Below are 19,271 nucleotides of genomic sequence, written 5' to 3'. Positions count from 1 at the left end.
TTCTTCTAATTTATTACTTTGATCTTATCCTTTTCATTGCTTGCAGGCTGCTTACTTTAAAAAGCATGGCTAATGCGAAATATAATCCGAATACCAAAAGCGATATGATCACTAATTCCATAATGATGGGGAACGTTTCGGTAAGCGGATGGACCCAGAGCGCAAGTCCGAATATGATGGTTCCGATGATGATCAGCTTGCCGCTTTCCTGAAAAACATCCCTGAAAGCGGCCTTGTCCGTTCTTTCTGTCTTTAACCATAGGAAGCCGAATAAGTAGAGAGATTGCAGGAGCATGGATATCCCTGTGGCTAAGGCAATTCCGCCGACACCAAGATAACGTGATAGGACCCAGCTGAGCAGGACATTAAGCAATACGGCGAACAGGCAGGAATACATGGCCACTTTTGTTTTCTTTAAGGCATAGAAGGCGTTCATCAAATAATCCCTTAATGCAAAGAATGGGAGGCAAGCTGAATAAAAGGTAAATGCATTATAGGTCGTTTCGGTGGCTGAAGCATCGAAAGCCCCGCGTTGGAAAGCCAGAGTGATTAAGCTGTTGCCGCTGATTAACATGACGATCATGAAAGGAATGGCTAAAAATAAAAGTGACTTCAGCCCTTTTAAGGTCAAATTAAGGAAAGATTGATAGCCTATAAGTGCCCGCTCGACGATTGTAGGATACAATACGGTAATCAACGGCGTGAGGACAATGCTTAATGGCAGCCACAACAGCCGATTCGCATAGTTCAGAGCTGATACGCTTCCGGTTTCGAGCGAGGTGGCAATGATCCGATCGACGACACTATTCAATTGGATCGCCAAAGCGGCGATGATAATCGGGTAAAAGGTGTACAGTGTTTGAACGATCTGCCTTTTATGAGGCAGGAAAGAGACGATGGGCCGGATTCCGAATCTCTTCAATGATGGGTATTGAATAAGGAACTGACTGGCCGCACCGAACACAAATCCCCAAGCCAGCCCTTCAACCCCAAAGGGAGCAGCGAACAAAACGGTGGCTGCTATAATGACCGTGTTTTGTGCAGTCGAAGTGAGTGCTGGAAGAATAAAACGCTTATTCGCATTCAGGACTCCCGTCGCCATGTATGAAAGTGTGAAAAATAGTAAACTTGGCAGCATGATCCGGGTCAGGGACTCCGTCAGAGCAAGTTCCGAATCAGAGAAACCGGGGGCTACCATTATGACGAGCGGCTTTGTGAAAATCATGCAGGCAATGGTCATGAATCCGGCTACCAACATAAAAAAGGAACCTAAAACACTGATGAATTCATCAGCTTTCAAAGGGTTATTCGCCTTCTTTTCCAAGTAAATGGGAATGACGCCTGCCTGAAGACCGCTGCCGAGGGCCGTAAATAAAATGGTTGGTATGAGGCTTGCCACGAAAAAAACATCTGCCATTGACGATGCACCGAAATAGGCGGCAATGATCGATTCCCGCCCGAATCCGAGGACTTTTCCAATGGCTGCAATAATAGTGACTAGCCCGACCGATTTAATTACATGTGAAATAGTAGGCATATTTTCAATCCTTTAAAATGATGTCCTTTTGTAAACAGAAACCTAAACAACTATAAAAAAATAGTGTAAACGTTTTATCTTCTAGAATATTGTAAAAAAGTCCTGCTAGCAATGCTGCTAACATCAGGCAGATAGTAAATACCGCTAAAGTGCCATTTCTCGATTTAATGATTTTACGGTAGGTAAAAAGAATGAATGCAAGTACCGCGAGAAAACCAAGCACCCCAGTTTGAACAAGAATTTGGATATATTGATTATCGGTATACATCCTTTCACCAATTTTGTATTCCTGATAGATTGGTGAGGAAAAGGAAAGGGTGGCAGAATCTCCGAAGGTTGCTAGCCCTGTGCCAGTTATGGGATGATCTTTGAAAATTTCAAGTCCCTTGATTAGGACATATAACCGGCCCCATTCTGTACTTTGATGAAGAGTCGTATTAGAGAACATTTCAGAAAATCGATTGGAAAGGGCATGTTCGTGTTCGGAAGTGGGAGTGCTGCCAATTTCCATATTTTCCATGGGAACCGATGCGGATACCTCCACTTTACTTGAAGCGAATAGAACAGGGTAATAAATCAGAAGCAGGCCGAGACCGAATGCGCCTACAGCATATTTGAGAAATGATATATTTCTAGTCCAAATTATAAACACGAGCGCCGCGAAGCCGAATGCAATCATCGTACCCCGTGAATAGGTGAGCAGTAACGTACCAGAAAGTAAGATGGACGCTAGGAAGACGAAGGGTTTATATTTTTTCAGCGACTGAAATAGAAAGAAACTAAGGAATAACTGAATGCTTAAGAATAAGGCAAATACATTAGGGTTGGCAGGTGCTCCATAAATCCTCATCCGGTTAGTTGGAGAAAGATTCCACATTTCCCATTCGTGGGGCAGCAGGATCGTACGCGAAAAGATTTTCTCCAATATGCCATGCAGGCAAAGAAAGATTGTAAATATTAGGATTACCTTCAAAAAGCGAAAGATATCCTTTCTTTCTAGATTTAATTCACCGATAATGTAAAGAAGCAAGAATGTAACAAGCAATGCCCGGAGTTCGAATAGGATGGGGAAGATACCCACTCCGTTTAGGAGTCCAGCTACTGCACCAACTAAACAAAACAACCAAAATGGCACAGTAAAATGATATTTAGAAATTTGCCATTCGTACTTTTTGAAATTTTCCATAAGCAAAGAAATGAATAAGGTGAGGATGATCAGATCACCTGTATAGGTTAAGCCGCTATTCAGTTCCATCAATAAGGGACGGGCAGGGAAGTAAATGAATAGAATTAATAACAGGTTTTTTTTATTTATACCGATAAAAACGAGCATTAACACCGTTGCTATGTAACCGGTGATAGGGTAAGGCACTGCTAATGGGACGAGCAGGCACATGATTAGAATGAATAACGATTGTTTTTCTATAAATTTCAATTGATTAACCACCTTTGAATCGAAAATCACGTTCTTTGATGTGTATGAAAAAATTTCTTGAATAATACCCCACCCTTTAGATGTATAGTACATATGAAAGGCTGAAGTGAAATGACAGAAAAGTTTGTTGAGATACTATCCATACCATTCATCGATAGCAATATGGATGAATTCATGAATGGAATGATCTATCCAAGATTAATGAATCAGGAAAAAACGTTTGTCGTTACGGCAAATCCAGAAATAGTTGAGTATGCAAATGAACATCAGGATTATAAGGACATCATTATGTCGGCTGATTACATCACTCCGGATGGCATTGGTATTATTATGGCCTCTAAATGGCTAAATCAACCTTTACAAGAGCGGATTACAGGATTCGACTTGATGAATGAATTATTTCGTGTCGCTGATGAAAAAGCGCTGAAGGTATATCTGCTTGGAGCGGAGGAACACATTATTGAAACAGCGGCCCTTAAAGTAAAAGAGCTATACCCTGGCCTCGAGTTGGTGGGATATAACCATGGTTATATCGATATTAAGGACGATAGCCTGGCCAAGTCCATAGCGGAACTTGAACCTGACATCATTTTGACTGCATTAGGGTTTCCTAGGCAGGAAAAGTGGGTTTCCAGGCATTATCCGCTATTTAAAAAAGGAATCTTCATGGGAGTTGGGGGAAGCTTTGATGTACTTGCAGGAAAGGTGAACCGCGCCCCGGTTTTCTGGCAGAAGATGCGTCTTGAATGGTTGTACCGACTGATCCAGCAACCTTCACGGTGGAAACGGATGCTTGCTTTGCCAAGATTCGTATTCAAGGTTAGACGGTTAAGGAAAACGGTACAGCGTTCCTGAACATAAGGAGTGGAATGGATGAGAATCTTGCACTTAAACGCTGGCAATGAAACTGGCGGCGGTATGTTTCATATTATGTCCTTACTGAACCAATTGAATAAAGAGGAGTGCTTGCTTGGTGTATTTGAAGATGGTGAACTTTACCGGCGGGCCCTGTCTTCCGGGATACAGACCGAACTTTTCAAGCAACATTCCAAATTTGACCTTTCAATTTTGAAACCTTTACGGGACTTTATCCGTCTTAATAATATAGATATCATCCATACCCATGGACCGCGGGCGAATATATATGGTGCCTTTTTAAAGCGCTTCATTAAACGCCCTTGGCTCCTTACTGTTCACAGTTCACCTCATCATGACTTTTTGGGTCAGGGGGTAAAAGGAAAATTGTTTACGGGACTTCATCTAAAGTCATTTAAATATGCAGATCATATACTGGCAGTTTCCGATCGCTTTAAGCAAGGCTTGATTGACCAAGGAATCGATTCGTCCAAAATAACAAAGATCCTAAATGGAATCGACTTTGAAAAGGAATTGCCTTTCCCCTTTCAAAGAGATGATTTTGGGTTTGGGGCAGATGATTTCATCATCATCATGCCTGCAAGGCTTGAACCGGTGAAAGGTCACGAATTTGCCTTAGCGGCATTAAGTGAAGTGGTATCGAAATTCCCCCATGTAAAACTGTTGCTTTTAGGGGACGGGAGCAGGAGAACTGCTCTGGAAGAGATTGTCTCGGAAAAGGGATTATCCGATCACGTGTTCTTTTTGGGGTATCGTGAAGATTTAGAAAGAATCTACCCAATGGGGGACGTCACGTTATTGACTTCCTTAAGCGAAAGCTTTCCACTGGTTTTACTTGAAGGAGCAAGGTCCGGTCTTCCGGCTATCACTAGTGATGTTGGCGGTGTAAAGGAATTGATTCCGGATGGGGGAAAGGGCTGGATTACAGATATAGGAAATGTCGATCAACTGAACTTGGCGATCTGCAATGCTTTAGAATTAAAAAAATCCGGGGACCTGACAAAGATAGGGTCGGATTTACAAAAATTTGCAAAAAACAACTTTTCTATAGAGATTTTAGCCAAAAACGTATATAATGTTTATTTGAGGATGAAAAATTAAAATAAGCATTTATATATAGGTTTTCTTATAGATCGTTACGGGTATTAGATTTTTAGTTGAATTGAGGTGGTTCTTGATGTTAATAGGGGCCTTGTTGGTAGCCTTTTTATTATCCATTTTTTTGACTCCTTTTGTCGGAAAGTTGGCCTTTAAATTAGGAGCTACCGATAAACCGAGTGAGCGAAAAGTGCATAGTAAAATTATGCCGCGCATGGGCGGTTTAGCTATATTTTTGAGTTTTTCCATTACATTCTTAATTTTTACGAATGACTTGTGGGAGCAATTGCCTCTTCTAGTAGGTGCTCTTGTCATCATATTAATTGGAATGGCTGATGATATTTTTGAATTAAGAGCTGCACCCAAATTCCTGGGCCAGATTTTGGCTGCCCTCATTATCGTATTATGGGGCGGTCTTCAAGTGGAATTCATCAATTTGCCGTTCTTTACCGATACACTTGAATTTGGTGTTTTAAGTATTCCGATCACCATTTTGTGGATTGTCAGCATCATTAATGCAATCAACCTGATAGATGGACTGGATGGTCTTGCAGGCGGTGTCTCGACAATCGCATTAGTGACAATTGCAACAATGGCCCTTATTAAAGGGGATCTATTCGTTGCCATGGTTGCATTGATCGTGATTGGAAGCACTCTTGGCTTTTTGAAATATAACTTTCATCCGGCAAAGATTTTCATGGGAGATACAGGTGCCTTATTCTTAGGTTACATCATTGCTGTCCTGTCCCTGCTAGGATTTAAAAACGTTACGATGATTTCCTTGATCGTACCGATCATCATCTTGGGTGTTCCCATTTCGGATACATTTTTCGCGATTATCCGCAGGCTCGTCAATAAACAGCCGATCTCGGCTGCTGATAAATCCCATTTGCATCACTGTTTGATAAACTTGGGATTCACTCATAAGCAGACTGTCTTGCTCATTTACGCTTTAGCTGCTTGCTTCGGCTTAGCGGCGATAATCTTTTCATTTGCAACGATGTGGGGAGCTTTGATCCTTGTTACCGGACTCCTGCTGATCATAGAGATTTTTGTGGAGAAAATTGGTTTGGTCAATTCAAACTATCAGCCATTGCTGAAGATGCTCAACTTTAAAAACAAGCCATGATGCTTTGCAAATAGATTAATAGATTTGAATAAGTGAAAAGCCTCCAAACGTTACTATAAACGGTTGGAGGCTTTTTTCTTCTATCAGTTAACCCTGTTGACTTGGGAAGTGGAGTAGGAATTTCAGAAGTGAGCCGGATGATTCATGAAAAAGGAAACCCCCACTATCATGAAGAGTGGGGGTTTCACTTTATTTTTGTATTTGTGATTGAACAGCCTCTGTTTGATTGCCTTCTTTTGGTCCCAGGTTCAAGTGGGATCGAAGTATCTGCTTAGTGTTCGCTACTGATGTATCGTTAAGTTGATAATAATAGGTTCCGTTAATGTAAGAATCCCGACCTTCAAGTTTGAGGGTTTCAAGATTAAGTCCCTTATCGGTAGTCACATATTTTATGAAACCCTTAATTTGTGAGAATTGTAGGTTCGTCGTCATATTGTCACCGACAGCTTCCATTACGTCTGTATATTTCGTTATGGACCCAGCAGAAGCTGCTTTGGCGACGATGGCTTTAAGGACTTCCTGTTGACGCTCACCACGTTGGATATCACTGTCCTTTTTACGTGTCCTTGCAAAGGCTAATGCTTCTTCACCATCAACGGTCTGTAATCCTTTTTCAAGATGGATGCCATTCTTCTTGTCATGTGAATCCAGTTCATTTATTTCATAAGGTACGTCGACTTTGATTCCATCCAATGAATCCACGACATCGATGAAAGCATTGAAGTTCATGCGGACATAATAATCGACAGGGATATCGAGTAGCTCCTCAACTGTGTCCATCGTTGCTTTTGGTCCACCTGCAGCATGGGCTGCGTTGATTTTCGTGGTTACGCCTTTGGCTGGAACGTACACATAAGAATCACGGGGGATGCTTAAAAGTTTAATGGATTTCTGATCTTTATTGAATGTGGCCAAGATTAAAGCATCCGAACGTGAGTGTCCTTTATAGTCACGTTTATCACTATCATCGATCCCTATGAAAAGAATCGAGAAATTATCTTTAAGGGGATCTACCGCTTCACTCCGCTTGGCTGAAGCTTCAACCGGGTCATAGGAATTCTTGAAAACATCCTGGGCTTTCAAATATATAGTTGCAGCATACGTAGTGGCCCCTAGACCAAGTACCAGTAGGGGAACAAGCAATAACCAAAGCCTCTTCCGCCTTTTTTTCTTTGTTTTTTTAACTTTATAGACACGCCTAGTAGTAGACATCTTTTTCTTCTCCTTTTAAATAGCGAACATCAGACATAAATCGCCATTTTTCGAATCCTACAATATATTTCGTCATATATTAATCTTAATTTTACAATGATTTAATAACTTCGTAAAATATATATTTCTTTTCAATTATATTACAGCAAAAAAAAGGAAAAATATGCAGGAGAAAATCAAGCGAATTCCTGTTCCAAATAAAGCATTTCGCCTTCTGTAATTTGGCCTTGACCATTTGTCAGCTCTGTCATCCAGGCGGTATATGCCTCTTTTTGTTTTTCTTCAACATATACTTGGATATCGACCTGTTCAAGGTACTTGATTTCCTTTATTTGATAAATCGAAGATCGCAGTTCATTTTCCAATTTTCCAAGCCAGGTATAGTCGACGGTTGTCGAAATGACCCGCATTAAGTTTCTAATGACTACACCAGTGGCATTTATTCCTTCTGAAGTCGCTTTACTGTAAGCGCGAATGAGACCTCCTGCACCAAGTTTGATGCCACCAAAATACCGTGTGACGACAACGGCGGTGTCTTTCAGTTCTTTTTTCTTTAGAACTTCAAGGATAGGGACGCCTGCTGTACCGCTAGGTTCTCCATCGTCAAGGGCTTTTTGGATTTGATTTTGTTCCCCTATCATATAGGCTGAACAATTATGTGTTGCATCTTTATGCTTTTTCTTGATTTCCTGGATAAAGGCCTGTGCGGCTTCTTCGGTTTCGACCCTGGCGATGTGGGAAATAAAACGGGATTTTTCAATGACGATTTCATGTTCGCCGCGTCCTGTCACCGTTAAATATTGAGTGAGCATACTATTCCACCTTCGTACTTCCTATTAGTTGATTCATTATAAGGCTTTGCGGAAAAAGTGGCAATGACGATTCTATTTCATGCCATATGTGTAAAGAAACTTTAATATAAGAAAAAGCTGTACGTGTTATAATTAATTCTATTGCCTGCTATTATTATTAGCTGATCATATATGCTTAAAAGAATAACAATGTAGGAAAAACATGAGTTCTGTGCCATTATCTTGCCTTGTCCTTAACGTGTCCTCTCATTTCAAGGATTTTGCCATTTACTAAATGCATCTGTTTCATATGATAATCAATGGAGCGGAATATCCCATTTGATAGAAAAGGATAATTTGTATTGGGATAATAGAAATGGCTTTCTGCCTTTGATGGGTGACTATTACATGATCCCTAATAGCCGATAATATGAGATGGAAAGTTATTGCACATTTTGTGAAAATCAAATAAGGAAAATAACGTATTATTATTATTTTTTTGGTACAATATGTTCATGAAGGTTACTTTATACAAAAGTTTCCTGAAAATTAGCCATTCATGAAAAAGGAAAAAGAACTTTTTTCCATATACATAGTCTTTAAGACAAGAAATTGTTTAAGTCTTTTGATTTAAGTGGAGGGGATCTTAATGTCCATAAAAAAGGTTGATGCTAAAGCATTGGACAAGATCTTAGAAACAATGGTGAGCACTGTTAGTGAAAGTAAGGATGAAGTCTTTGATATCGGCGAACAATGCCGAAACGACTTTGAATCATTAACAAAAGAGCTCGACGATGTGAAAATTAGGGTCGCCATTGTGATAACCGACAGCGATGCACTGGACTCAAAGGCCAGGTTTGCTCGAAAAAGGCTTTCCGAAGTCAGTATGCACTTCAACCATTTTTCTGAAGAACAGGTACGCGATGCTTATGAAAGGGCACATAAGCTGCAAGTCGATTTACAAATAAACAGGCAATTGGAGAAAGAGCTCCGTAATCGCCGGGATGAACTTGAATTAAGGTTAAGAGGTTTACAGCAGACGATCGATAAAGCGGTGCATCTCGTCTCGCAAATATCGGTTGTACAGAATTATTTGATGCAGGATCTTAAATTTGTAGGGGAAGCCCTCCAAGAAGCGAAACGCAAACAGGACTTCGGCTTGAAAATAATCGAAGCCCAGGAGCAGGAACGTAAAAAGCTCTCACGTGAAATTCATGATGGTCCGGCTCAAATGCTGGCGAACGTCATGATGCGTTCTGATCTGATAGAGCGAGTGCAACGCGAGAGAGGTCCTGATGAAGCGCTGGTTGAAATCCGCAGTTTAAAGGTCATGGTAAGGAATGCTTTATATGAAGTGCGCAGAATCATCTATGATCTTCGCCCTATGGCACTTGATGATCTAGGCCTTGTACCTACCCTCAGAAAGTACCTGCAAACGACCGAAGACTATAATACTGGCGTGCATTTGAATTTCGTCAACCTTGGGCAGGTCAAAAGGCTTCCTTCCGATATGGAGGTCGCTTTATTCAGGCTGGTTCAGGAGGCTGTACAAAATTCATTGAAGCATGCAGAGCCAAAACAGGTTCAAGTTAAACTGTCCATTTCCAAAGAGATGGTGACCGTCGTCGTCAAGGATGATGGAAAAGGGTTTGACTCTTCGATCCAAAAAGAAGGTTCATTTGGCCTGGTAGGCATGAGGGAAAGAGTCGAGCTGCTAGAAGGTGAAATGACGATCGATTCACAACCAGGGGCGGGCACTTTGGTGTTTATACAGATTCCCTATCATTTATAAATTTTAGAATAGAAACTAGGAGGAAGAAGCCGTTGAAGACTAGTATCATCATTATCGATGACCATCAGCTTTTCCGCGAAGGCGTAAAGCGTATATTAGATTTTGAATCATCCTTTGATGTTGTTGCCGAGGGCGATGACGGAAGCGAAGCTATGGATCTCGTTGAAACACATAAACCGGATGTTGTTATCATGGATATCAACATGCCGAATATGAATGGGGTCGAAGCAACAAAAATGCTCGTGAACCGTTACCCTGAAACAAAAGTAATCATCCTTTCCATTCATGATGATGAAAACTACGTACAGCACGCATTGAAAACGGGAGCACAAGGTTACCTGTTGAAGGAAATGGACGCAGATGCGTTGATTGATGCTGTTCGTGTAGTCGCTGAAGGCGGCTCATACCTTCATCCGAAGGTTACCCATAATTTAGTTAAAGAATATCGCCGTTTGGCAGCCGAAGAGGGTGCTGATCGTGATTCCGTACATGCAATAGAAATCAGGAGGCCGCTGCACCTATTGACTCGACGCGAATGTGAAGTACTTCAACTTCTTGCTGACGGAAAAAGCAACCGTGCCATCGGTGAAACCCTATATATCAGTGAAAAAACAGTCAAGAACCATGTGAGTAACATTCTTCAAAAGATGAATGTGAATGACCGTACACAAGCGGTTGTCCTTGCCATTAAAAATGGCTGGGTAGAAGTGAAGTAATTATAGTATTCGATAAGTCCGGCTCTTCAGTTTCCGCAATGCGTGCTGAAGGTCCGGGCTTTTTTTGATGGCTCAATTTTACTAATTTTTACATATTTCCGGTAATGAAGAAAGCTAGTTAATGCAAATAAAGGCAATTTCAGATAGAATGGTGAATAAGATACAGAGTAAATTTTTATAAGGATGGTATTATTTATGAAAACCGCAGTCGTAACAGATAGCACTGCATATATACCTAAGGAAATTCGTGAACGTTTACATATACATATGATGCCGCTTAATGTCATTTTTTCCAATGAAGCTTACCGGGAAGAAGTGGACATTGCTGCGGATGAATTTTATGAGGAAGTAAAGAGGCAGGAGAAATTGCCGACCACTTCTCAGCCCCCAATCGGACAGTTTGTCGAAAAGTTCGAGGAGCTGCAAAGAGAATATGATGATGTTATTTCGATACATTTGTCGAGTGGTATCAGTGGTACGTATCAAGGAGCGGTATCGGCAGGTGAAATGGTCGAGGGGGTTAGGGTACATGCCTTTGATTCGGAAGTCAGCTGCATGGTCCAGGGGTTTTACGTGATCGAGGCGGCTAAGATGGCACTTGATGGTAAAGCTGCAGGAGAGATCATGGCCAGGCTCGAAGAAATGAAACCATCGGTCAGGGCATACTTCATGGCAGATGACCTATCCCACCTACAGCGCGGTGGACGCTTAAGCAGTGCCAAAGCATTGATTGGCAGTCTGCTTCAAGTAAAGCCGGTCCTCCATTTTGTTGATAAAATCATCGTCCCATTTGAAAAAATCCGTACTAGAAAAAAAGCGATGAAACGAATTGCCGATTTACTTGGAGAAGACGCGGCAAGTGGAGAGAAGTATAAAGCTGTCATTATTCATGCAAAGCGAGAAAGTGAAGCTAAAGACTGGAAAACCGAACTCGAAGCACGATTCCCTAATGTCGAGTTCGATATCAGCTACTTCGGTCCAGTAATCGGAACGCATCTGGGCGAAGGCTCGATGGGGATGGGCTGGTATAAAATATAAGCTGGGACGTCTTTCCTTCGAAAAAGAGGAAGGCGTTTTTTTTATGAGCAAAAAGGGATCTGAGAGTAAAAAGCGAATGATATGGGGGAGTATAGTTTATTAAGAAAGAAGGTTACAGTTTGGAAAATATGGTCATCCCTCCCTTTTTTTCTCCGGAACTTCAGCACCATCTCACGGGAAGGCACCTTTTGGCTTTCGAAATCCCCTTCTCCCAGGAACTCATCGCAGGGCATCTCAAGAATGGGTATGTCTCGGAAACTTACGGAGTGCAGTCCAGTAATGGCCTGTTTAACTGTGTGCGCTGCGGTAACAAAGATCAAGCTTTGTTTTATACGTTCCCATGCAAGATTTGCAATCAGGATTGTACTTACTGCCGTTCATGCATCATGATGGGAAGAGTCAGTGAATGTGCAAAGTTATATAGGTGGACCGGTCCGGGTTTTCAGTTTGAGATACCTGACAATGTGCTGAGTTGGGAAGGCACTTTATCTGCAGGTCAACAATATGCCTCTGACTGTGTCGTCGAGGCGGTAAACGGAAAAGGTGAATTCCTTGTATGGGCTGTATGTGGTGCCGGTAAGACGGAGGTCCTATTTGCAGCGATTGAGGCAGCCTTGCTTGCTGGGAAGCGAATTTGTTTGGCAACACCGCGGACCGATGTCGTTCTCGAACTCTCACCAAGGTTAAAAAAAGCCTTTCCTGCCATTGAAGTCACGGCGCTCTACGCCGGCAGTACAGATCGACATGCGTTTGCGCCACTAACTGTTTCTACGACCCATCAGCTATTCCGTTTTATTGAAGCCTTCGATGTCATCATTGTTGATGAAGTCGATGCGTTTCCCTACTCAATTGATGATTCGCTGCATTATGCAGTTAATAAATCAAAAAAGTTTTCTGCCGCAACCATCTACTTGACCGCCACACCTTCGAAACGAATGCAGCGACTATATCGAAGCGGCAAATTGAAAGCCGTTATAATCCCAGCCCGCTATCATCGTCAGCCAATCCCTGTCCCTGAAATGAAATGGAGCGGCAACTGGCAAAAACAATTTCATCAAAAAAAGATTCCTCCCGTAATCAAAGGATGGGTATGTGAACGACTTGAGCAGAATATCCCCTTCCTATTGTTTTTCCCAAGCATTCAAGTGATGGAGCAGGCACTTCCGCTGTTTCAAATGCTGTCCCCTAAATTATCGATTGTCCACTCACGGCACCCTGACCGAAAAGAAAGAGTAATGGCATTAAGGAATGGAATGGTCCCTGGATTATTGACCACGACCATCCTGGAACGCGGCGTGACAATTGAACGGCTGGAAGTAGCCGTGATTGGTGCTGAACATAAAGTGTTTTCAGATAGTGCCCTCGTCCAGATTGCCGGCCGGGTAGGGAGAAGCGTTGCTAACCCTGCCGGGACGATCAGTTTTTTTCATTACGGTAAAAGTAAAGCGATGGTTGAGACGGTTCACCATATACAAATGATGAATAAAGATGCCATGAAAAGGGGGCTGCTGGATGAAGAGATGCCTAGTTTGTGATGAAGGAATGAAGGGAGCATTGACATGGAGGAGCCTATTGGTGAGGGCTGAGTCAAAGGTAATTTGCGAAGAGTGTGAGGGGAAACTTAATAGGATAACCGGGGAAACATGTACAATATGCTCAAGGGAGCTGGGCAGGAATTACAGTACTGGTGACATCTGTCTGGATTGTTCAAGGTGGGAAAGGAATAGGGAATGGTCCGGCTATTTGTCGAAGAACATATCGCTATTTCATTATAATGAAGACTTAAAAGATATTATTGCTAAATATAAATACCGAGGGGACTATGCATTAGCTGAGGTATTCGTACCTTTTTTGAAAGACAGGTTAAAGGACATGGAGTTTGACCTGGTAACGGCCATCCCGCTTAGTGATGAACGGCTTAGGGAGCGGGGATTCAACCAGGGGCAGGCTTTGGCAGTACTTCTTGGACTTCACACTGCCGAGATCTTAACAAGGATCCATACGGAAAAACAGTCAAAAAAGTCACGTCAAGAGAGAATGTCATTACCCCAGGTTTTTCAGGTCATACAAACGGATTTGCTGGAGCATAAATCAATTTTGATCATCGATGACATTTACACTACAGGCACAACGCTCAGGCATGCAGCCAAGGCATTAAAAACGGCTGGGGCCAGAGAGGTATCATCCATCACCCTGGCTAGGTGAAACAGCTAATTTTAATAAACGTCCTAAAGTATCGCTGGTATTATTCGATATAAACAGTAATTAGAATAATCGTTGTGATGGTGAGGGAGGGAAACTCAATGGGAATATTCAACTGTCCAAACTGTAATTCGTTATTCGTTATGACGAAATTCCGTGATCTATGCGATGCCTGTTATAAAGAAGAAGAAGCCCAATATGATAAAGTGTATGCCTATATCCGCAAGAAAATAAATAGAACGGCGTCCATGAGGCAAGTGGTTAAGGAAACTGGCGTTGAAGAAACTTTAATCATTAAATTTGTGAAAACAGGAAAGCTAAGGATTTCCCAGTTTCCCAATCTAGGAATTCCTTGTGAAAAGTGCGGCACTCACATCAAGATCGGAAGGTTATGCGGCAAGTGCAGCGATTCCCTCGTTACGGATTTGCAGGCATTTGAAAGTGAGGAAAGGCGCCAAACTGAAATTAAAGGAAATGATAAAAAAAATACGTACTACATGAAGGATGATCAAAAAGGGTAGATATCATGGCGAAAGCATGCATGATTTGTTAAAATATCCGATATTGAGAACAATATTCGACAATGGTTGTCGAAGGAAAGATTACAGGAAACAATAAAAGAAATCGATTCTTAGTCGATAATAACAATAGGGTGAATAACACAGTCCAGAGCATTCTCATGGTCTGCTGAAGAATAATATTGTTATGGGATTAAAAAAATCGACCGAAGGAGAGGATCTGGAATATGAAAATCAATAACATCGGTATGACAGGTGTTAACCCGTATAATCTTCAAGCCAATAAAACGGGGAATATCAAAGAGTCTAAGGTCAATGCCTCGGATAAAGTTGAAATTTCTTCAGCGGCAAAAGAAATGCAGCAATCATCTCCGATTCCTGCTGCTAGACAAGCAAAGGTGGACGAACTGAAAATCCAAGTTGAAAACGGAAATTATAAATTGAATGCCCAGGCAACGGCTAAAGGCCTCATCGATTTTTACCGGAAATGAACTAAAGTTTGAATGAAGTGGACGGGACCAGTTTCCGTCCTTCATTTATGAGCGGAGGAGGCAGCAAAATGTCTGCACGGAACATCATCGAATCGCTTGAAAAATTGATCAAGCTTCATAAAAGCTTCAATCAATTAGCGATAAGAAAAACGGCCATTTTGAAAGCAAGTGATACCGAGGCAATTACTGCCCTGCTGATTCAGGAACAAAAGCATATTAAAGCAATCAGTCAAACCGATAGAGAGAGAGACGGGGCAGTCAAGGAATTTCTTGCAGTAAATGGAACCGTGGGAAAGAAGGCCTCCATCCATGCCATAACGGAACTGACAGGACCAGTTGAAACGGAAATCATTGAACGGCTAAAAGCGGAATTGATTGATGAAGTGACTAAGCTGAAAGAGCGGAACGGTTTAAATCAGCAATTAATCTATCAATCCCTTCAATTCATCAATGTCTCTTTGGATATGCTGAGACCGCAGAATCAGAACTTGAATTATGGGGATTCGGTTAAAAAGCCGGTAAAAAGCGTCATGGCAATGTTTGATTCAAAAGCTTAAGAAACAGAAAAAAGATGGAGGTTTGAGCAAATGATTTCAACCTTTATGGGTCTTGAGACGGCAAAGCGCGGATTATCCACCTCTCAAGGAGCCTTGTACACGACAGGGAATAATGTGGCCAATGCCAATACATTAGGATATTCAAGGCAGCGGGTCAACCTGGTACAGACGTCTGGCTTTCCAACTGTCGGATTGAACAGCCCGCGCGTAGCTGGCCAAATCGGGACAGGGGTGGCGGCAGAAACGGTTCAGCGGATCCGGGATAGTTTCCTGGACGCACAATTCAGGACACAAAGTAATAAAATCGGTTTTTGCGGGGCCATGAGCGAATCATTGTCTAAAATGGAAGGGATCATGAATGAACCAACCGACAGCGGATTAGCTGCCACGATGGAGAAGTTCTGGAATTCGCTGCAAGGGCTGACGGCCAATACGGAAAACTCCGGGGCCCGTGAAGTCGTTGCCTCAACGGGCGTCATGGTCGCGGATACCCTTAACTATTACTACAAATCGCTAACGAGCGTTCAAACGGATATCGGTGATCAGATAAACGTCAAAGCGAACGAAATCAATCCGCTCATTAGCAGCATTGATCAACTCAATCAACAAATCAGTAAAGTGGAGCCGCATGGATATATTCCAAATGACCTTTATGATAAACGTGATGTACTTGTAGACCAACTTTCGCAGCTTGTCAGCATAAAAGTGAATAACGTCATTCCGACGGATTACGGAAGATCCAGCGATGTAGCTGCAGGGCTATACAACATCGAATTGATGCAAGAAGAAGGTTCGTCTTATGTGCCGCCTATCAATCTAGTAAGTGTTAACCAAACTGGGATGGTGGGAACTTCGAAAGTTGAAGTTAGCTATGATAAAACGACAGGTATGGTAGACGGGGTGAAGTTCGGTTCAAAAACAATGACGGATTACAAATTCTCGGGGGAACTATCCGGTTTGATCAACAATTTTGGTTATAAAAAGGATGATGGTACGATCGGGGGAGCGTATCCTGATATGCTAAAAAAGCTGGATAATATGACGACGGCTTTTGTGAACGAGTTTAATGCCATCCACAAACAAGGATATGCACTAGGTGATAGCGATGCTTCAACATTGGACTTCTTTGAAATAGAACCAGGTAAGAGCGCTGCCCAAAGCATCAAGGTGAATAGTGAAATCGTAAAGGATCCCTCGAAAATTGCCGCAGGCGCTAAAAGCGGAGGGGCATCCGGGGATAATGAAAATGCCAAACTCCTGGCTGACCTGAAGAAGAAAGCGTTTAGTGAGTACTCGACTAAAGACCAAAATTCAAAGGAATTGACGGGAAGTTTCGACACATATTATTCCGGAATCATCGGAAAACTGGGTGTGGATTCTCAAAGCGCCCAAAAAAACCTTTCCAATTCTGTCGTGCTTGCTACATCCGTTAACCAAAATAGAGACTCTGTCAGTTCTGTATCCTTGGATGAAGAGATGACCGATATGATCAGATTCCAGCAAGCATACAATGCTTCTGCAAGAATGATGACGATGATGGACGAAATGCTCGATAAAATCATAAACGGAATGGGCACTGTAGGCCGATAATGGGAGTGAACGAACATGCGGGTAACGCAATCGATGCTAACCAATAATTTGTTAAGCAATTTAAGCAGCAGTTACGAGAAGATGGCCAAGCTGCAAGAGCAGGTTTCCTCTCAAAAGAAATTCTCCAAACCATCCGATAACCCTGTCGCTGCCATGATGGGAATGGGGTACCGGACAAACCTCAATCAAATAGGGCAGTATCAGAGCAACATTGCCGAGGCGACAAATTGGATCGACAGCACGGATGATGCCATTTCTGAAGCTGTTTCCGCCATGCAGCGGATACGTGAGTTGACGGTTCAGGCCAGCAATGGTACATATGAAGGCGAACAACTGAAAAATGTTGCTGAGGAAATAAAGCAATTAAAAGAACATCTCATAACTCTTGGCGACACACAGATAGGCGGGAAATATATTTTCAACGGCCAGGATACAAATGTGAGACCGTCTTCCGTTAAAGATGGGAATGGGAATACGGTGTATGGCACAGGAGACATAAACCTTGAAGTGTTTTCCGGGATTTCCCTGAAAATCAATACGGACGGTTCGAAGATTTTTGGTGATGCGCTTGCCGCTGGGGGAAGCATTGACCAAACAATCGACGCACTTGAAAACGGTGGTGACGTGAGTGGCACGCTGGCAGGACTTGACGCAACCATAAATACTTTCTTAGGCATGCAAGCACAGGTTGGCGCAAGGCAGAATCGGATTGAGCTGATGACTGACCGCCTCAAACAGCAGGAGGTCTTTGCTACTGAAATCCTTTCGAAAAATGAGGATGTCGATATCGAAAAAGCAATCATGGATTTGACGACCCAGGAAAGTATCCATAGTGCTGCATTAAGTATCGGTGCAAAAATCATGCAACCGAGTTTATTGGATTTTCTTCGCTAAGCTATTCTTAAAAGGATAGCTTTTTTCTCTTAAGGAGTGTTGATGATGCAGATTCCACAAATTAGATTGCAATCCACCTCAATGAAGATTGGATTGAATATAGAACAGCCTGTACAGCAAATCGAACAGAAGGAAGCGGACCAATCTATCGAACAGCCGCAGGCAATCCTGGAAATCCGAACGGCCCCAGGCAAGCTGACGATCGACCAGTCACAAGCCAGGGAAGATATGGATTTAAAAAGCCTTTCCAAGCGAGTGGAGGAATTTGCCCGGCAGGGATATCAAGATTGGCTGGCTGGTATGGCAAGACGTGCTCAGCAGGGGACGGAGCTAAGGCATATTGAAAAAGGCGGTAATGCACTCGCTGAACAGGCCAGGCAAAACAGCAAAGCGCCGGAGAAGCAATTCAATCTTGGGTGGATTCCCTCTCATTTCAGCGTGAAGCTTGACTATCAGCCGGCCCAGGTGGAGATTGAAGCAACCGCTCAAAAACCGATCATTGATGCTCGAATCAATAGACCGAACCATACATACACACCAGGGAGTGCAGATGTGGAAATTCTACAAAAAAATGCGCTGGATATAGATTTCATCAATTTATTTCCGGATGAGATAGGTGAGTGAAACAATGATGATTCTACAAACAAAATTTCATGGCGAAATCGAATTAGTGGAAGAAGAGATTTATCGATTTGATAGCGGGATACCAGGATTTCTAGAAGAAAAACAGTTTTGTTTGCTAACTCTGGATGACACGCCCTTTTTCGTCCTGCAATCTGTAAAAACAAAAGAGGTTGCCTTCATTGTGACAAATCCTTTTGAAGTGTTTCGTGATTACGAAGTGGAGCTTCCGGATGAGGTATTATCTTCTTTATTAATAGAAACGGAACTGGAAGTCATTACTTTAGTCATATTAACGATTCAAGACCCTTTCAATGAAACTACGGCGAATCTTCAGGCTCCCATCATCATAAATGCCTCTAAAAAAACGGGAAAGCAATTTATCATGAACGGCAGTGAATACCGTACAAAGCACAGATTGATTGAACCTCCAGCAGAACAGGGGGAGGAATGATGCTCGTATTGACCAGAAAGCTAAACGAAGCGATCATGATTGGCGATGATATCGAAATTACGATCTTGGCTGTTGAGGGAGAACAAATTAAACTGGGTATCAATGCTCCTAAAAGCGTCGATATCCATAGGAAGGAAATCTACCTGTCCATCCAGCAGGAAAATAGCGAAGCTTCTGAAATAAAAACCAATCTTCTGGAAAATATAAATGAGTATTTCAAGAAAAAGTCTTGAAAACCCGCTAAATATGTTTCCAAGCAGGCCGATATTAAATATACAACGATGAGCAGTGAAATTGACTTATTCATTGCTTTCGTAAAC

General features: G+C 42.3%; 20 protein-coding genes. 16 read left to right on the top strand and 4 right to left on the bottom strand.

Features of this window, described 5'->3' with window-relative positions; all coding sequences use genetic code 11:
* Positions 1-13: 13 nt before the first annotated feature.
* Both murJ and UP17_RS23850 read right to left on the bottom strand, forming a co-directional pair.
* On the bottom strand, positions 14-1,537 hold the full coding sequence (gene murJ / locus UP17_RS23855) for a murein biosynthesis integral membrane protein MurJ (RefSeq protein ID WP_061465614.1): 1,524 nt from the start codon (positions 1,535-1,537) through the stop codon (positions 14-16).
* 4 nt (positions 1,538-1,541) lie between these two features.
* Positions 1,542-2,972: an O-antigen ligase family protein gene (locus tag UP17_RS23850; protein ID WP_061465613.1), complete on the bottom strand. Its 1,431-nt coding sequence runs from the start codon at positions 2,970-2,972 to the stop codon at positions 1,542-1,544.
* Between the two features lie 111 nt (positions 2,973-3,083).
* Here UP17_RS23850 and UP17_RS23845 point away from each other — a divergent pair, with 111 nt between their 5' ends.
* The 3 genes from UP17_RS23845 (at position 3,084) to UP17_RS23835 (ending at position 6,075) form a co-directional block, all read left to right on the top strand.
* Complete coding sequence (locus UP17_RS23845; RefSeq protein WP_061465612.1) at positions 3,084-3,827, top strand: WecB/TagA/CpsF family glycosyltransferase; 744 nt, start codon at positions 3,084-3,086, stop codon at positions 3,825-3,827.
* Positions 3,828-3,845: 18 nt separating this feature from the next.
* Positions 3,846-4,949, top strand: a complete 1,104-nt coding sequence (locus UP17_RS23840) for a glycosyltransferase family 4 protein (protein WP_061465611.1) — start codon at positions 3,846-3,848, stop codon at positions 4,947-4,949.
* Positions 4,950-5,025: 76 nt separating this feature from the next.
* Entirely contained in the window at positions 5,026-6,075 is a 1,050-nt protein-coding gene (locus UP17_RS23835; protein ID WP_061465610.1) for a glycosyltransferase family 4 protein, read from the top strand.
* Between the two features lie 189 nt (positions 6,076-6,264).
* Here the strand turns inward: UP17_RS23835 and UP17_RS23830 are convergent, their stop codons facing one another.
* Both UP17_RS23830 and UP17_RS23825 read right to left on the bottom strand, forming a co-directional pair.
* Positions 6,265-7,287, bottom strand: a complete 1,023-nt coding sequence (locus UP17_RS23830) for an LCP family protein (protein ID WP_061465609.1) — start codon at positions 7,285-7,287, stop codon at positions 6,265-6,267.
* Between the two features lie 176 nt (positions 7,288-7,463).
* Positions 7,464-8,099, bottom strand: coding sequence for a YigZ family protein (locus tag UP17_RS23825; protein WP_061465608.1), 636 nt, complete (start codon positions 8,097-8,099; stop codon positions 7,464-7,466).
* 628 nt (positions 8,100-8,727) lie between these two features.
* Here UP17_RS23825 and UP17_RS23820 point away from each other — a divergent pair.
* From UP17_RS23820 to csrA, 13 genes are all read left to right on the top strand, one after another.
* Positions 8,728-9,870, top strand: coding sequence for a sensor histidine kinase (locus UP17_RS23820; protein ID WP_061465607.1), 1,143 nt, complete (start codon positions 8,728-8,730; stop codon positions 9,868-9,870).
* Between the two features lie 32 nt (positions 9,871-9,902).
* The gene (locus UP17_RS23815) at positions 9,903-10,586 is read left to right on the top strand and encodes a response regulator (RefSeq protein ID WP_061465606.1); all 684 of its coding nucleotides are present in this window, start codon (positions 9,903-9,905) and stop codon (positions 10,584-10,586) included.
* 195 nt (positions 10,587-10,781) lie between these two features.
* Positions 10,782-11,624, top strand: a complete 843-nt coding sequence (locus UP17_RS23810) for a DegV family protein (RefSeq protein WP_061465605.1) — start codon at positions 10,782-10,784, stop codon at positions 11,622-11,624.
* 188 nt (positions 11,625-11,812) lie between these two features.
* Complete coding sequence (locus UP17_RS23805; protein ID WP_250211728.1) at positions 11,813-13,159, top strand: ATP-dependent helicase ComFA; 1,347 nt, start codon at positions 11,813-11,815, stop codon at positions 13,157-13,159.
* A complete protein-coding gene (locus tag UP17_RS23800; RefSeq protein WP_061465604.1) occupies positions 13,137-13,829 on the top strand; it encodes a ComFC family protein in 693 nt (230 codons plus the stop codon). Before UP17_RS23805 ends, UP17_RS23800 begins: the two co-directional genes overlap by 23 nt.
* 98 nt (positions 13,830-13,927) lie before the next feature.
* Positions 13,928-14,347: a TIGR03826 family flagellar region protein gene (locus UP17_RS23795; protein WP_061465603.1), complete on the top strand. Its 420-nt coding sequence runs from the start codon at positions 13,928-13,930 to the stop codon at positions 14,345-14,347.
* A 224-nt stretch (positions 14,348-14,571) separates the two neighbouring features.
* A complete protein-coding gene (gene flgM / locus UP17_RS23790) occupies positions 14,572-14,835 on the top strand; it encodes a flagellar biosynthesis anti-sigma factor FlgM (RefSeq protein ID WP_061465602.1) in 264 nt (87 codons plus the stop codon).
* A 68-nt stretch (positions 14,836-14,903) separates the two neighbouring features.
* Positions 14,904-15,392 carry a flagellar protein FlgN gene (locus UP17_RS23785; protein WP_061465601.1) on the top strand — a complete coding sequence of 163 codons (489 nt, stop codon included), beginning with the start codon at positions 14,904-14,906 and terminating at the stop codon, positions 15,390-15,392.
* A 30-nt stretch (positions 15,393-15,422) separates the two neighbouring features.
* Positions 15,423-16,982, top strand: a complete 1,560-nt coding sequence (gene flgK, locus UP17_RS23780) for a flagellar hook-associated protein FlgK (RefSeq protein ID WP_061465600.1) — start codon at positions 15,423-15,425, stop codon at positions 16,980-16,982.
* A gap of 15 nt (positions 16,983-16,997) precedes the next feature.
* Complete coding sequence (gene flgL / locus UP17_RS23775; protein WP_061465599.1) at positions 16,998-17,876, top strand: flagellar hook-associated protein FlgL; 879 nt, start codon at positions 16,998-17,000, stop codon at positions 17,874-17,876.
* Positions 17,877-17,921: 45 nt separating this feature from the next.
* Positions 17,922-18,500, top strand: a complete 579-nt coding sequence (locus UP17_RS23770) for a DUF6470 family protein (RefSeq protein WP_061465598.1) — start codon at positions 17,922-17,924, stop codon at positions 18,498-18,500.
* Between the two features lie 7 nt (positions 18,501-18,507).
* The gene (fliW, locus tag UP17_RS23765; RefSeq protein ID WP_061466300.1) at positions 18,508-18,951 is read left to right on the top strand and encodes a flagellar assembly protein FliW; all 444 of its coding nucleotides are present in this window, start codon (positions 18,508-18,510) and stop codon (positions 18,949-18,951) included.
* Complete coding sequence (csrA, locus tag UP17_RS23760; RefSeq protein ID WP_061465597.1) at positions 18,951-19,184, top strand: carbon storage regulator CsrA; 234 nt, start codon at positions 18,951-18,953, stop codon at positions 19,182-19,184. Before fliW ends, csrA begins: the two co-directional genes overlap by 1 nt.
* Positions 19,185-19,271 lie beyond the last annotated feature (87 nt).

The organism is Peribacillus simplex (genome assembly GCF_001578185.1).
Lineage (GTDB): Bacteria > Bacillota > Bacilli > Bacillales > DSM-1321 > Peribacillus > Peribacillus simplex_A.
This window is presented reverse-complemented; position numbering and strand designations above follow the sequence as displayed.